Origin of the sequence: Xenorhabdus sp. PB30.3, assembly GCF_963895965.1 — a bacterium.
GTDB classification, from domain to species: Bacteria; Pseudomonadota; Gammaproteobacteria; order Enterobacterales; family Enterobacteriaceae; genus Xenorhabdus; species Xenorhabdus stockiae.
In genome coordinates this window covers 34,841-49,658 of sequence record NZ_CAWQMW010000119.1, presented here as the reverse complement: position 1 = coordinate 49,658, position 14,818 = coordinate 34,841, and the positions used below count along the sequence as shown (strand labels likewise).

15 protein-coding genes and 1 pseudogene are annotated in these 14,818 nt (G+C 40.8%); 6 read left to right on the top strand and 10 right to left on the bottom strand.

Annotation, left to right across the window (positions count from 1 at the left end; all coding sequences use genetic code 11):
- Nucleotides 1-299: pseudogene (locus tag AACX38_RS08855) on the bottom strand (glycosyltransferase family 9 protein); the annotation flags it as partial.
- A 398-nt stretch (nucleotides 300-697) separates the two neighbouring features.
- Nucleotides 698-1,654, bottom strand: coding sequence for a polysaccharide deacetylase family protein (locus AACX38_RS08850; RefSeq protein ID WP_228864062.1), 957 nt, complete (start codon nucleotides 1,652-1,654; stop codon nucleotides 698-700).
- Nucleotides 1,655-1,800: 146 nt separating this feature from the next.
- On the opposite strand from AACX38_RS08850, the gene rfaQ reads away from it, so the two are divergent.
- The 6 genes from rfaQ (at nucleotide 1,801) to coaD (ending at nucleotide 7,732) form a co-directional block, all read left to right on the top strand.
- A complete protein-coding gene (rfaQ, locus tag AACX38_RS08845; protein WP_228864061.1) occupies nucleotides 1,801-2,868 on the top strand; it encodes a putative lipopolysaccharide heptosyltransferase III in 1,068 nt (355 codons plus the stop codon).
- Complete coding sequence (locus tag AACX38_RS08840; protein ID WP_228864060.1) at nucleotides 2,865-3,992, top strand: glycosyltransferase family 4 protein; 1,128 nt, start codon at nucleotides 2,865-2,867, stop codon at nucleotides 3,990-3,992. Before rfaQ ends, AACX38_RS08840 begins: the two co-directional genes overlap by 4 nt.
- Nucleotides 3,992-5,095 (top strand): glycosyltransferase, encoded by a 1,104-nt coding sequence (locus AACX38_RS08835; protein WP_228864059.1) that lies wholly within the window; start codon nucleotides 3,992-3,994, stop codon nucleotides 5,093-5,095. The genes AACX38_RS08840 and AACX38_RS08835 overlap by 1 nt, the downstream gene beginning before the upstream one ends.
- 104 nt (nucleotides 5,096-5,199) lie before the next feature.
- The gene (gene waaA / locus AACX38_RS08830; protein WP_228864058.1) at nucleotides 5,200-6,477 is read left to right on the top strand and encodes a lipid IV(A) 3-deoxy-D-manno-octulosonic acid transferase; all 1,278 of its coding nucleotides are present in this window, start codon (nucleotides 5,200-5,202) and stop codon (nucleotides 6,475-6,477) included.
- Complete coding sequence (locus AACX38_RS08825; RefSeq protein ID WP_228864057.1) at nucleotides 6,477-7,253, top strand: glycosyltransferase family 2 protein; 777 nt, start codon at nucleotides 6,477-6,479, stop codon at nucleotides 7,251-7,253. Before waaA ends, AACX38_RS08825 begins: the two co-directional genes overlap by 1 nt.
- A complete protein-coding gene (coaD, locus tag AACX38_RS08820; protein ID WP_099120943.1) occupies nucleotides 7,250-7,732 on the top strand; it encodes a pantetheine-phosphate adenylyltransferase in 483 nt (160 codons plus the stop codon). The genes AACX38_RS08825 and coaD overlap by 4 nt, the downstream gene beginning before the upstream one ends.
- 46 nt (nucleotides 7,733-7,778) lie before the next feature.
- On the opposite strand, the gene mutM is transcribed toward coaD, so the two are convergent.
- From mutM to radC, 8 genes are all read right to left on the bottom strand, one after another.
- On the bottom strand, nucleotides 7,779-8,588 hold the full coding sequence (gene mutM, locus AACX38_RS08815) for a bifunctional DNA-formamidopyrimidine glycosylase/DNA-(apurinic or apyrimidinic site) lyase (RefSeq protein ID WP_228864056.1): 810 nt from the start codon (nucleotides 8,586-8,588) through the stop codon (nucleotides 7,779-7,781).
- A gap of 50 nt (nucleotides 8,589-8,638) precedes the next feature.
- Nucleotides 8,639-9,814 carry a glycosyltransferase family 4 protein gene (locus AACX38_RS08810; protein ID WP_228864055.1) on the bottom strand — a complete coding sequence of 392 codons (1,176 nt, stop codon included), beginning with the start codon at nucleotides 9,812-9,814 and terminating at the stop codon, nucleotides 8,639-8,641.
- Nucleotides 9,814-10,917 (bottom strand): glycosyltransferase family 4 protein, encoded by a 1,104-nt coding sequence (locus AACX38_RS08805; protein WP_228864054.1) that lies wholly within the window; start codon nucleotides 10,915-10,917, stop codon nucleotides 9,814-9,816. The genes AACX38_RS08810 and AACX38_RS08805 overlap by 1 nt, the downstream gene beginning before the upstream one ends.
- A gap of 8 nt (nucleotides 10,918-10,925) precedes the next feature.
- Nucleotides 10,926-11,924: a glycosyltransferase family 9 protein gene (locus AACX38_RS08800; RefSeq protein WP_228864053.1), complete on the bottom strand. Its 999-nt coding sequence runs from the start codon at nucleotides 11,922-11,924 to the stop codon at nucleotides 10,926-10,928.
- Nucleotides 11,925-12,077: 153 nt separating this feature from the next.
- Complete coding sequence (locus AACX38_RS08795; protein ID WP_228864052.1) at nucleotides 12,078-13,190, bottom strand: glycosyltransferase family 4 protein; 1,113 nt, start codon at nucleotides 13,188-13,190, stop codon at nucleotides 12,078-12,080.
- 162 nt (nucleotides 13,191-13,352) lie between these two features.
- Nucleotides 13,353-13,520 carry a 50S ribosomal protein L33 gene (gene rpmG, locus AACX38_RS08790; protein WP_010847629.1) on the bottom strand — a complete coding sequence of 56 codons (168 nt, stop codon included), beginning with the start codon at nucleotides 13,518-13,520 and terminating at the stop codon, nucleotides 13,353-13,355.
- An 11-nt stretch (nucleotides 13,521-13,531) separates the two neighbouring features.
- Nucleotides 13,532-13,768, bottom strand: a complete 237-nt coding sequence (gene rpmB / locus AACX38_RS08785) for a 50S ribosomal protein L28 (RefSeq protein ID WP_228864051.1) — start codon at nucleotides 13,766-13,768, stop codon at nucleotides 13,532-13,534.
- Between the two features lie 262 nt (nucleotides 13,769-14,030).
- On the bottom strand, nucleotides 14,031-14,723 hold the full coding sequence (gene radC, locus AACX38_RS08780; protein ID WP_228864050.1) for a RadC family protein: 693 nt from the start codon (nucleotides 14,721-14,723) through the stop codon (nucleotides 14,031-14,033).
- Nucleotides 14,724-14,818 lie beyond the last annotated feature (95 nt).

The following is a 14,818-nucleotide window of genomic DNA, read 5'->3' as shown; positions in this document are numbered from 1 at the left end:
TAAGGATTATGTTTCAATATAATACTATTTGTATCTGTTGCCAGTACATCTATTTGATAGCCTAATTCACTTAACTCTCTTAATAAGATAGTATCCACTATCATATCGCCTAATTTCCCTTCATTTCGTAATAAGAGAATAGTCTTTATGTTATCAGCATCAAAATATTTTTTCGCTCTATCATCCCAAATTAATTTAGAAATAAATAACTTAACGTAATATCTTAAATCTTTCATCAGATAATTTCGTTTACGATTCCATGCTCTCAATGTAGCAAATTTCTTATTTTTTTTATTCATACCATTCCAATTTCACATGAAAAAATAACAACCATCTCATTATTCATTTGTATGAGCCCCTCACTCTAATAACATTTAAATATCAACTAAAAGCATTTATAGTTCTGTTTTTACATCATTGCTATAACAAAACTTTAAATATGCTCATAGAATGATAAAATTGCCCTTTGAATTTACCTATAAAATATACCTACCATTATAATACTATTTTAAAATTTTTTAAGTATATATTAGCAAGATAAATGTATCTAACTTACACCTGATTTTAACTTGAAGGTGCAGTTCTCAATGGCATGATACTAAAATTCTCACAGCCACTGACAAAGGGCGAAAAAATAAGAACGCCTATAGGAAAAAGTAGTCACTTAATTCCCTTGTTCCCAATGGGGATAGCATTATCACTTACATTTAAACCGATAATACTCTCCCAACGTCATTCCCTGAACCAACGGATTCAAAAATTCAAATAACCCCTCTAAATCCTGATAAAGTTGTTCTATCTGTTTTTCATCCTTAAATGTCGGACTACCGCCAGGCATAAATTCCGATGAGTGCAACATAAATTCAACATAATCACTACCAGATGCCAATGTTTGCTGGACAACTGTTTTCATCTGTTCCAAGTTACCACCTTTTGGGCGCAGCCAGTTAACCGATGGAGTACGTTGTTTCCCTCTAAGAGAGTCGTATTTCTGCTTAATAAAAGTCATAAACGGAGAGTGCTTATACTGGATACTCATTGGTACCTGTAACAAAGCAGAGTCTCCTTCTTTGGAAATATCCTGCAAATCCATAAAATAAGCCTGAGATGGAAAGTGGCTATAATCTGTTCCACCCTTTCCATTAGGATCACCTTTAGTAAAATGCCAGTTAACTTTAGGTGTAACAGAGCAATCTATCTGATAGCCATATTCAACCAACAATTGTGCATAATATTCGTTAAATGCCCAGCGACCCGCACGATGACTCACCATTTTAGTCTGAAGTTTTTCTTCAAGCAGATTTGTCATCAATTCGATTTTCGCCTTGATCTGATCTTTCGGATACTCAATTAGATACGGCTTATAATGCATATCATCATCAGTCAGAGGTATAATCGGAGGATTGTTCCAGGCATGCAGATGCATACCGATCTCTCCTGTATTTCTGGCAATGACATCTTTAGCAAATTCGATATAGCTATCATCCATTGCCATTTCGTAATTAGTTAACCAAACAGGTTTAAACTCAAAACGCTCACATAAGTTCTGAAATCTGGGTAGGTAATGAGTATTTTTCGTTGAGATATGATCTCGATTTTGCCATAGATCATCACCTTCAGTATCGATCGTGATAATAAAAGCGGGTAATGACATCAACATGCACCAAAATGTGATAATAATAGTTGCCCTAATGGTACTCATAGTAATTACATAGCGCAATTAGAGAATCTTAGCGACTAACTTGAGTGTAAAATCAATCCAGCAAGGCTGTTTTTATTTATATCTAAAGAACTCAATATATGGAAAGAAAAAATAATAAAATCAAAAGAATTCTGGTGATAAAACTACAACATCATGGCGATATGTTGCTGACCACTCCAGTTATCAATACATTGGCTCATCATTACCCTAATGCAAAAATTGATGTCCTTCTTTATCAAGAAACGCTACCCATGCTGGAGAATTTAAAAGAAATCTCCCAAATTTTTTCAATAGACAGAAAATGGAAACAGCTAAGGACAAAGAAAAAATTATCACATGAGTGGAGCCTACTGAAAACATTAAGGCAACAACGCTATGACTTAGTTATAAACCTAGCAGATCAGTGGCGAAGCGCATTTATCACCCGTTTTACTGGTGCTCCTATCCGCTTGGCACTTGATTACCCCAAGCGCCAGAATTGGAAATGGCGTTTATGCCATACTGAGGTCATATCCACAGATGATCACGAATCTCTGCATACAGTAGAACAAAATCTTTCTGTTCTTAATCCACTGAATCTTAATCCCCTCATAACCAAGGTGACAATGAGTTATAGTGAACAAGATTCACAGTGGGTAAAATCATCTCTTTTGAATCATCAAATTTCTGGGCAATATATAGTAATTCAGCCTACTTCTCGCTGGTTCTTTAAATGCTGGAATGAGAAGAAAATGGCACAAGTAATAACTGCCTTACAGAAGGATGGACAAAAAATTATTATTACTTCAGGGCCTGATAATCGGGAGCTAGAGATGGTCAATACTATCTTATCCCACTGCTCTGAGAAGGAGAAAATCCTGTCTCTCGCAGGTTTGTTAACCTTACCTAAACTTGCAGCACTAATCGATCATGCTAATTTATTTATAGGGGTAGATTCAGTCCCTATGCACATGGCTGCTGCACTGAAAACGCCCTGTATTGCGTTATTTGGACCATCAAAACTCACATTCTGGAAGCCTTGGGAATCAATTGGTGAAGTAATTTGGGCTGGTGATTATGGCAATATTCCGCACCCTGATGATATCAAAACTCATACAAATGAACGCTATCTCGACCTGATATCAGCAGATACAGTCATTTCAGCCGCAAGGAAATATATTTCATGAAACCTCTCCGTTTAGCTATTGTCCGTCAAAAATACCGCCCAGATGGAGGGGCTGAACGTTTTGTCTCTAGAGCATTAGAAGCATTAAATCATCAAGACATTGAGCTCAATGTCATTACGCGCTCCTGGCAGGGAGAGAGTAATCCTAACTGGAATATTCATCTATGTAACCCTGTTAAGCTTGGCAGAATCAGTCGCGAGCGAGGCTTTGCCCAGGCTGCCCGAAAATTATGGCAAAAAGAACAATTCGATTTAGTTCAAAGTCACGAAAGAATTGCTGGTTGCGATATTTATAGAGCTGGAGATGGAGTGCATAAGTCTTGGCTACATCAACGATCACGCATTTTACCTAAATGGAAGGCAAAATGGTTGTTAAATAGCCGCTATCACCGCTATATAATGAACGCCGAAAAGGAAATGTATTCAGATAACTCACTGAAGCAAGTAATTTGCAATGCTGAGATGATTAAAAATGAAATTATTGAGGAATTTGGTATATCTGAAGACAAGATTTCCGTGATATACAATGCCATTGATAATAAGAAATTCTTTCCTGCTGATGAACAAATCCGTCAGCAATTACGTAAACAATACGAGATACCTTTTACTGCAAAATGTCTGGTCTACGTTGGTTCAGGATTTGAGCGTAAAGGCTTAGCCGCCGCAATAAAAACAGTAGCAAAAACAGGTGACTACCTACTAGTTATAGGTAAAGACAAAGAACAAAAAAAGTATCAAGAACTTGCTAAAGAGTTAGGATGTTATCCTCGTATCCGATTTATGGGACTACAAAAAAACACCCTCCATTTTTATCAAATGTCTGATACGTTATTGTTGCCAACACTGTATGATCCATTTCCGAATGTCATACTTGAAGCTATGTCATGTGGTTTGCCTGTGATCACCAGCACAACCTGTGGTGGAGCAGAATTTATTACCGAAGGTAAAAATGGCTTTGTCTGTGATGCCTTGGATCTCCCCAAATTGGAGGAAGCAGTCCGTTGTATACCTGACTATATTTTAGGTACAGATATGTCTATAGCAGCAAGAGAGAAGGTGATAAATTCAACTCCTGAAAATTTATCACAACAATTAATTCAGCTTTATCAACGAGTTTTAGCATAGTGAAAGAACATATTCTTTTTGTTATTGATGGGTTACCGGGGGGAGGAGCTGAAAATGTGACTCTCCGACTGGCTACTGGTTTACATCAATCAGGTTATCAAGTCTCATTACTTTCACTTAACACCCAATTGGCTTACACAATACCAGAAGGTATTCACTATGTTGTCAGCCTTGATCATTATAATGGTCCGTTAAGAAAGGTAAATGAACTTAGTCGCCGTGCTAAAGCTATGGATAAGGTGCTACTGGAGCTTTTTCAGCAAAAAGGTAAACCAGTTCTTGTTCTTTCTAACCTACATAAAACTGATCGTATCGTAGTTAAATCAAAATTATTGCATGATTGCAATGTGTGGCATTGCATCCATGGTGTTTTCTCAAAGTCATACTTGAGCAATAAAAATACCTTTTCTTCTTGGACAAAAAAAGAAAAGATAAAAAAAGTTTATAAGAATAGAAAAATCATCTGTGTTTCTAATGCAATCTGTAAGGATTTGTTAGAGAACATAGGCGTTCAGCCAGCACAGATAAAAACCATTTATAACCCATTTGACTTCAATGAAATAAAAAAGAAGTCTTTACAACCCAATCCTTACCAGAACTTAAACTATCTGCTACATATTGGTCGTTTTCATGAAGTAAAACGTCAGGACAGATTGATAGAAGCTTTTGCAAAGGCCAAACTTCCATGCAAACTTCTTATCGTAGGGAATGGTTCTGAAGAAATAGAAAACGGTATTAAGAAAAAAATTCGTGAATTAGGCCTAAATGATAATGTTATTTTAGCGGGATTCCATTCTAATCCACTCCCTATTATTCACGATGCCAAAGCAGTAATCATCAGTTCTGACAGTGAAGGGCTACCCACCGTACTAATCGAAGCATTGATTTGTCATACGCCAATAGCCAGCACGGATTGCCCAGGTGGAGTCAGAGAAATCATGACACATGGGCTCGAAAAATATTTAGCAGAACTGACTGCTGACTCGTTAGCGGAAAAAATGCAGCTTGCTTATACTCAGCCTCCAAAGATCTCAAACATAATGTATGAAAAATTTGAGGTAAGAAATATTATAAAGCAATACATTGCGTTAATAGAAAAATAGCCCAAGCTATTGCCATTTGGGTATAAAGGGTATCCGCATTTTGCACACTTTCTTCAATCCAATGTGATACTATAGCCGCAGTCTATTTCAGTGAATTTGATAGAATGTTGCTTCGCTTATATCAGGTACTTCTCTACCTTATCCAACCTATTATCTGGTTGCGCCTGCTACTGCGCAGCCGTAAATCTCCGGCTTACCGTAAGCGCTGGAGTGAACGCTATGGTTTCTGTGCCCAAAAGGTGAAACCGGGAGGAATCTTACTCCATTCGGTTTCAGTCGGAGAAACATTAGCTGCTATTCCTCTCGTCAGGATATTACGGCACCATTATCCTTTTCTGCCAATCACTGTAACAACGATGACGCCAACCGGTTCGGAAAGAGTACTTTCTGCACTGGGGGCCGATGTTAACCATGTTTATTTACCGTATGATTTGCCGGGCTCTATGGGGCGTTTCCTTGATAATATCAATCCCAAGCTGGTGATTATTATGGAAACTGAACTATGGCCTAATCTCATTACCCAGCTGCATCAGCGCGGAATACCACTGGTTATTGCTAATGCCAGACTTTCAGCACGCTCTGCTACCGGGTATCAGAAAATAAACAGTTTTATCAAAACTATTCTAAATAAAATAACACTCATCGCAGCACAAAATCAGGAAGATGGTGAGCGTTTTATTGAATTAGGGCTAAAACGAACCCAGCTGGCAGTCACAGGCAGTCTTAAATTCGATATTTCTGTCACACCAGAACTGGCAGCCAAAGCCGTTACGCTTCGCCGCCAATGGGCTGCACACCGTCCCGTATGGATAGCCACGAGTACTCATGAAGGTGAAGAAACGATTATACTGGATGCACATCGAAATTTATTAAAACAGCATCCTGATTTACTGTTAATTTTAGTTCCACGCCACCCTGAGCGTTTTGCCAAGGCAGAGGAATTAACACAAAAAGCAGGGCTAAAGTCAGTACTGAGGAGTTCCGGCACTATCCCTGATGCAAATATTCAGGTTGTTATCGGCGATACGATGGGTGAACTGATGCTCTTGTACGGGATCGCTGATTTAGCTTTTGTCGGTGGTAGCTTAATCGAGCGCGGTGGTCATAACCCTCTGGAAGCTGCCGCTCATGCAATCCCTGTCATAATGGGCCCACATACATTCAATTTTAAAGATATCTGTGCCAAGCTGAATAAAGCTGATGGCCTTATCACGGTTACAGATAGCTCGTCTTTAAGTAGTGCTGTTAATAGCCTGCTGACAGATGAAGACTACCGCCTTTATTACGGTCGTCACGCCGCCGAAGTACTACATGAAAATCAGGGCGCATTGCAACGTTTGTTAAAATTACTGGAACCCTACCTCCCACCACGGAGCCATTAATGAGTGTGAGAAAACGTCTGTCCGTTGTGATGATTGCCAAAAATGCCGCTGATTTGATTGGTGATTGCCTGTTATCTGTGGATTGGGTGGATGAAATTATCGTTCTGGACTCTGGCAGTACCGATGCTACCTGCCAGATAGCCACAGAGATGGGTGCGAAAGTATACACCAATGCACAATGGCCAGGCTTCGGTTCACAACGGCAACTTGCTCAATCTTATGCCAACGGTGATTACATCTTCATGATTGATACCGATGAGCGGGTTACTCCAGAATTAAGGGCTTCAATTGAACAGGTTTTGGCAGCACCTGATGATAATAAAGTCTATGCCTGCGCTCGCCAGAACTTATTCATGAGCCGATTTATGAAGCACAGCGGCTGGTATCCTGATAAAGTCACCCGCCTTTATTGCCGTGAACGTTATCAATATAACGATAATCAGGTTCATGAATCACTTGATACTCAGGGTGCCCGTGTCGTGACATTAAAAGGTGACTTACGCCATTTAACTTGTCGCAATCTGATGGAGTTCCAGCAGAAACAACTTAATTACGCAAAAGACTGGGCCAAACAACGCCACGAACAAGGTAAAACCACCCGGTATTTTTCTATTATCAGCCATACTTTGAGCGCATTTTTTAAAACATGGCTGCTAAGAGCAGGTTTCCTTGATGGCAAACAGGGGTTAATATTAGCTGTTGTCAATGCTCAATATACATTCAATAAATATGCAGCACTCTGGGAACTCACCCAAGCAGAGAATCAAAGGCAATGAAAAAAAAAGCAATTTATCCCGGTACTTTTGATCCTATCACTTACGGTCATCTCGATATTGTGACCCGTGCAGCTAATATGTTTGACCATGTTTTGCTGGCGATCGCCAACAGTGACAGAAAAAACCCTATGTTCACTCTCGAAGAACGTATCGCGCTGGCAACAGAAGTGACTTCTCATTTAGATAATGTTGAAGTCGCTGGATTCAGCGAATTGATGGCCAATTTTGCGAAAAAACAGCAGGCGACAATTTTAATTCGTGGTGTTCGTTCAATTTCTGATTTTGAATATGAATGGCAGCTTGCCAATATGAATCGGCATTTTATGTCCGAGCTGGAAAGCGTCTTCTTGCTACCTTCTCAAAATTTATCCTTTGTATCATCATCCTTGATTAAAGATGTTGCCCGTCATGATGGCGATGTTTCATCATTCTTGCCAGAACCGGTTACACAAGCCATGTTGAAGAAGCTAGCGAATTAATCTTTCCGGGGGCACCTACGCCCCCCAAGTACAGATCTAAACACAATCAATGCTGGCATTGCCGACAAAAAAATGTGCTTCTTTGCCCCAGTTTTATGCTGTCAATTTTTTCACCACATATTGGGCAAGACTCGCCTTTCTTACCGTAAACAAATAACTCTTGCGCAAAATATCCTGGTTTTCCATCCGATTGCAGAAAATCTTTCAGCGTTGTTCCTCCCTGTTCAATAGAACGACGCAAGATCTGCTTTATTGTATCAGCCAGCAGGTGTGCTTCTTCCTGAGTCAATGAGGACGCAGGACGTTCAGGCAAAATATGAGAAGCATACAGAGCTTCATTGGCATAAATATTACCCACACCAACAACCACTTTGTTATCCATTATCCAGGGCTTAATTGCCGTTCTCTTGTTGCGGGAAAGGGTATAAAGATATTCACCATCAAACAAATCAGACAGAGGTTCAGGACCTAAATGAGCCAATACAGAGCACTCTTCCAGGCTCTGACTCCATAGCCAGGCACCAAATCGCCGTGGGTCGGTATAACGAAGAATTTTGCCATCGGCCATCACTAAATCGATATGATCATGTTTTGCCGGAGGAGAGTCATGCAGCAAAATACGCAAACTGCCGGACATACCCAGATGAACAATAATCCATCCATCAGATAATTCTATCAGCAGATACTTTGCCCGACGCTGTACGCTGATTACACGGCTATCCGATAACTTCATAATCTGCTCAGAAACAGGCCAGCGCAAACGTGAGTTTCGTACTTCAACATAATGAATCACATTTCCGGCCAAATGTGGCTCAATTCCCCTGCGACTGGTTTCAACCTCTGGTAGCTCCGGCATATTTACTCCTTGGATAAACGTTCTACAGCACCTATTTCAGCAGATTATACTCAAGAAAGATTTTTCTCTATCTCCTGCATAATTAATTTTGCACGTTGATCCCAATTAAAATGCTCCTCAACCAATCTCTGGGAGTGTTCCGTTTTGAGCACTATTTCAGCCGGGTTATCAATTAATAACTGAATTTGTTGCGCAAAACTTTCTGCATTTTCACTGTGGGCAAAACTCACTGACTTCTCATCAACAGCATCACGAATGGAAGGAAAATCAGAAATAACAACGGGTTTTCCCATTGCCATATATTCAAAAAGTTTAAGAGGGGAAGTATAACGGCTACCAATGCTGGTTTTTGTCAACGGCAGGATGCAAATATCATTATCTGCAATGACTCGAAAACGATCTTTAGGGTGGATAAACCCCATAAAATTAACTCTGTCACTGACACCAATCTGCTGTGCTACAAATTTTAGCTGCTCAATCTGCTCACTATTTCCGCCAGCTATATTCAATACTGCATTATTGAGGTAACACATCGATTTCATAGCAGTCGGTACACCTTTCCAGCGGTGTAAACTACCCAGATACAATACCTGTGTTGTTTCTCCTTTCTGGTATTGTTTACCAGAAGAGGCCATTTTTGTTTCTTCAACTGCCAACAGATCAACACCATCAGGTGCAACAATAATCGGCGTTTTTACACAATATTCTGTATAAATGTCATCACGCAGTAGTGAAGTCAGCACAAAAATAGCGCTGGCACGCTGATAAACGTGCTGTTCAATTTTTCTCAGTTTAGAGTATTTGCTCTTATTAACATAAGTACTAATACCATGAGATTCTTTAAAGGACTGAGAAAAAATTTCATGGCTTTCAAAGAAGTGAGGAATATCAGGATGCTTGTGCAGCAGATAATTAGCCATCTTAATATTGCGAGTAAAAATGGCATCTATCTTATGTTTTCGCAACCAGCAAGAAACCTGAAAATAAAATAATTTTTGCGTGTTGACAGGAAAATACCATCTACGCCGCATATCACGCAAAGCAATTAATTCAACAGAGGAAGGTAATTTTCTGCCGAGGATCTCCTCGACATTATTTCGGCCAGCAGGTGTAATCAAACAAACCTCGTGCCCCTGACGAGCAAAAGCATCCACATTCTGCAAAATTTGCAGTGAAGCAACTCGAAAATCAGGTACAGGGTAAGGGTCAATATAAGCAATCTTCATTATTTTTTTATAGTGTCTAATAAACGGTTTGCAGAATGCTCCCAGGTATACAGGGTTTCTATTCTCTGACGAGCACGTTTTCCCATATCTTTTCCTCTATCCGGTAAAGACAGGAGATGATTAACTGCTCCGGCAATAGCCGTCTCACTACCCGGTGCGACCAGAATACCAGACTGGTTTTCATTTCCCACCACTTCAGGTATGCCACCGATATAACTAGCAATAACAGGACGTCCGCATGCCATTGCCTCTGCAATAGTAATACCGAATGCTTCATCGCCAATACTCGGAAATATCCCAGCATCCCCTGCGGCATAAAACTCAGGTAATTGGTCATGGCTAACAGGAGGATGGAAAATCACTGATTGTTCTAATCTTAACTCAGCAACTTTTCTTTCAAGTTGCTTTAGTTCTTCACCTGCGCCAATAATTAATAATTTAACATCCTTATCTCGCAGCAAAGCCATTGCTTTGATAGCAACTTTCATACCTTTCCAGCCCACTAAGCGGCCAGCAAAAGTCAGCAAAAACGTATTTTCATGGATCCCAAGCTTGCTCCTGACATCAGAGTGAGCGGGTTTAAATTTATCAATATCTACTCCATTGTAGATAACATTTGGAAATTGTTTGAAATGATGCTGAATCTGCCAACCGTTAAAATGGCTACAGGCGGCCCAGGCTGATATTTTTTTCCCTAACAGCCGATCACCTTTAAAAAAGCTGGTTCCTCCACTCATATAACAAAACTTAGTACGGGAATGAGTTGGCATCATTCTGGGCCAGAAAAAATCAAAAGGTTTTGTCAGTATGACCCAGTCAAAATTTTCAGCAATCACCGCCTCACGGGCATGACGGGCAAACGAGTAACGTTCAACAATTCGCTGGAAACGACGACCGATATTGATTACACGTTCTCTGGGAATAAATGGGAAAGTATGGATCCGAATATTTCGATTGCCCAATTCTGGTTTAATATCCCCTGTACCTCCGAAAATATGGATCTCATGCCCTGCGTCAGTCAATGCCTTCGCCAGCTCCCAAACTGCGGTCTGAATACCACCGTAGGACATCGTCACGGTGACATCAATAAACCCTATTTTCATCGTTTTTATTATCCTTTGTCTTCGGCTTCCAATATGCTTTTCACTGATTGCCAGACCTGTTCCACTGATATATCTGACATATGATCTTCGCGAGTTGCCTGACGATAATCCACCGGATGCTCGATGACAGCCAATTTTGCATGCTGTTGTGGAGCAAGAAAGCGACCGGGATGAAAGCTATGGTACATAGCAACCATTGGTATCCCCAATGCTCCGGCCAAATGCGTTGTTCCCGTATCAACACCAACATATAAACTCAGTTGACTTATAATCGCCGCATTTTGACGCATCGTCGTTTTTCCAGCCAGAGATATACACCTTTGTGCGCCTAATTGCTCAGACAAGCGTTCTGCCACTTCAGCACTATCCTGACTACCCAGTAGTAAAATAGAAGCTGACGGGTAATGAGAATAAATTCGTTCAGCTAGTTCATGAAAAGAGTCTACTGGCCAGTCACGATAAGATTTCGCTGGAAAACTTTGTAACTGGAAGCCAATCCTTAATTTATCTTCAAGCCCGTGGAGATGTAAAAAAGAGTGGGCATACTCTGCTTCACTCGGACTCACGCAATATTTCAAACGCCAGTCATGGATCTCAATACCAAGGGCATTCGCTAATAACGCTCTTTCCTGCTGAGCCTGTATAAGCTCCTGCGGTTTTTCTACAGATAATTCATTTAAAGTTTGACGGGAATGTTCAGAAAAACAAACAACGACATTCGCTTTTCTTCTGGCATATTGTAGCAATGGCTCATCATTACTATATACCAATGCCAAATCATAGCTATGACGAGAAAACCATCCTCTCCACTTCGCTTTTGTTTTTGAAAAAGCAATTATTGAATTGATTTCATCAATATTCTCAAGGATCTCTTTTGTTCTTTTATGCGCCAATACATCAATATTGGCTTCCGGCCAGCTTAGTTTCAAAGCTCGAATTACTGGTGTGACGAGTAATGTATCACCAAAACGTGCAATATTGACGATCAAAATATTTTTAGGCTGCATAATGATGAATTATAAAATTATCCATTAAAGAGATTACTCAAAAGAACCGAGGTCAAGGTTATTTAATATGTATTGGTGAAACTAACTATCAATTTTGCTTTAATATAATAATTCATGCTGTATTTGATAAAGCAATGATAAGAGCATAAATTACTATTTTCTGCCACTGGTAATAAATATAGACTCCATTTTATCCAGCATATTATCCATACCAAATTCAGATATTGCCCGTCTCAGTGAAGCATCTCCCATCTGTAAACGTAGTTCTGCATTTCTTATTAGCAATTCTAACTGATTCGTTAATTGTTCGACACACTTAGGCTCGATAATATAGCCAGTTTCACCATCAATCACAGCCTCAGAAATCGCGCCAACCGATGTCGATATGACCGGTAAACCACAGGCCATTGCCTGCATAATACCTTGCGGTACTCCTTCGTTACCAAAAGAAGGCAATGCAAAAATATCCATTGAGTTTAAACAGTCCGGTACATCCTGCCGATTGCCAAGAAAGATAACACTATCCGTCAGGCCTTCCTGCTTAACCCATGGTTCAAGATTTTTTCGCTGTGGCCCGTCGCCAACAAACAGTAATTGCCACTCCGGATAGCGTTTATGGAGTGCTTTCCAGCTATCCAACAGATAGCGGTGCCCCTTCCAGGTTCGCATTGTTGCCACAATCCCAATTGTCGGTTTATCTGCAATTCCAATACGTTGACGGCACTCCTGTTTATTTTTAGGATGAAAACGGGTCAGATCAATGCCTGTGGGAACAGATGTCATGTGGGATAAAGGGTAACGATTGTTTGTGTGCAGAGACTGGCGCAACTTTTCTCCAGTCGTCACGATATGGCGGCTAGACTGCAAATAAAGCCAGCGGGTCGCTATAGACGTTGAAACATTGGTGGAAACGTGTCGGGTCCGGACTATCGGGGGCATGCCCTTTAATGTGGCACTCGCCGCAGCTACCAGCCAGGAATCAGTCGAACTGTGGGTGTTAATGACATCAAACCGTTGGCCTTCAGCCTTTAACCAGCGGCGCATTGCTGTAAAACATGAGAAGCGTTTTTTTTCAATCGGCAATGCCACAACAGGAACACCATAATGGTGAGCCTCACGATAGAGTGTAGAAGTAGGACAGCAAACGATAACCACATGATGTCCACGGCGCATCATACCCTGAGATTCCGTCAGAATACGAATCTCCTGCCCTCCCCAACCACATGATGATTCTGTGTGTAAGATATTTAAGGTTTTTCTAGTCATTTTCAGAGTCACGCCTGACGATTCATATATCAAAAAACGTAGTATAACTGAACGACCGTTTACGTTCACGAGTAACCATATCCATCTAAATATATGAAGGTTTCAATTGCATCAGGCATAAAAAAGCCCAGCAATTTGCTGGGCTTTTTCAATCCACTAAAATTATTTAATTTTAGCTTCTTTGTACATTACATGCTGACGAACAACTGGATCAAACTTTTTCATTTCCAGTTTTTCAGGCATAGTACGCTTGTTCTTCGTAGTGGTATAGAAGTGACCAGTACCAGCAGAAGAAACCAGCTTAATTTTATCGCGAATACCTTTAGCCATTTTTCAGCTCCTTAGTATTTCTCACCGCGGGCACGCAGTCCAGCAAGAACTGTATCGATACCCTTTTTGTCGATCACACGCATACCTTTAGCAGTTACACGCAGAGTTACAAAACGCTTCTCAGACTCAACCCAGAAACGGTGAGAGTGCAGGTTAGGCAGAAAACGACGCTTGGTCGCATTTAATGCGTGAGAGCGGTTGTTGCCACTCACAGGACGCTTGCCAGTAACTTGGCAGACTCGGGACATGTCTATTCTCCAAAAATCAATTCAGCTCGAGCTTTGTATTGGGTATGGCCGCCTCGTCAGGCTTAGGAGCCCATCTCAGCAAATTTTCTTTACTGATAAAAAACGTTGCTGAAAAGACTCACAATCTCTCAGCAAAAAATCCACTGAGATAGGCTCTTCTCGCCAGGCCCAAGATCCTCAAAGGTGGCGTAGTATACGCCCTCATTCGCCGATGCTCAAGTCCCGAACAGCTAAGATCTGATCGGTTCGTGCAAAAACCGTATTAAATCCAGCCTCTTTCTACAAATGAAACACAATATTGTTTGCCAATAACAATATGATCTAAAACTTTAACCCCGATTAAATCACAAGCCTCAATGATTTTTTCTGTTACCAGTTTGTCCGCCAGACTGGGCTCCGGGTTACCGGAAGGATGATTATGGGCCAGGATAATGGATGCAGCATTTACTTTAACTGCCTGTTTTACAATTTCACGCGGGTGGATTTCAACTTTGTTTATCGTTCCTTTAAACATTTCATCATGACAAATGACTTTATGCTGATTTGTCAAAAACAGGACGACAAAAATCTCCCGATCCTGCCAGGATAATAAATCCTGCAAATAATTTTGGGTTGCGACCGGGCTGCTCATCACATCTTCATGGATAAATTGGCTGGAGAAGAAACGTTTTGCCAGTTCAGAAACGGCTTGTAACTGCACGTATTTGCATAATCCCATACCTTTATGTGAGCAAAAATCAGCATAATCAGCTGAAAGCAGATGGTACAGGGAACCGAATGATTGCAATAGATGCTCAGCCATTTGTACAACAGGCACACCTCTGGCTCCTGTGCGTAAAAATATCGCTAACAGCTCTGCATCCGTCAGAGCAACCGCACCATATGCCAGCAGTTTCTCCCGGGGAGCAAGATCTGAATTCACTTCATCGCTTTTTTCCACCATCGTGATATCCATTCGCTCCCCCCTTTTACTTATCCTGTGTCTGGTGAACAGCCATCATGGCGCATACTGCCGATACTCACATCGCTAATATCTCATGATGAAAAAAC